This is a genomic window from Bartonella sp. LB28NMGDW (assembly GCF_042194435.1).
Taxonomy (GTDB): Bacteria; Pseudomonadota; Alphaproteobacteria; order Rhizobiales; family Rhizobiaceae; genus Bartonella; species Bartonella grahamii.
Genome location: NZ_JBHIMX010000161.1, coordinates 319 through 581 on the forward strand (window position 1 = coordinate 319; position 263 = coordinate 581).

The 263-nt window shown below is 32.7% G+C and carries 1 protein-coding gene; it reads right to left on the minus strand.

The genetic code is table 11. From position 1 onward, the window contains the following. Positions 1 to 263 (minus strand): DUF5710 domain-containing protein (locus ACFIKG_RS09805; protein ID WP_375652253.1); only part of this gene is annotated, 263 nt, incomplete at both ends.

Here is a 263-nt window from a genome sequence, read left to right on the forward strand (position 1 = left end):
TTGTCATTTTCAACAGAAACACGATGCAATTTTCCATCCATAAGTGGATTTTCAACAATTAAACCAGCAGAATGAAGCGCCTCCTTAAATTGTTGTTCCACGGATAAAACTGTATTTAATTTTGAATTATCATGAGAAAAACGATCCAAACCTTTTTCAACTAAATTTGTACCAGCAGGAACATACCAAGATTTTGCATCTTTATCCCACTTAGCCCCTAATTTTTTTGCTTCTTCTTTTTGAGAATAAGGAACATCTAAAAA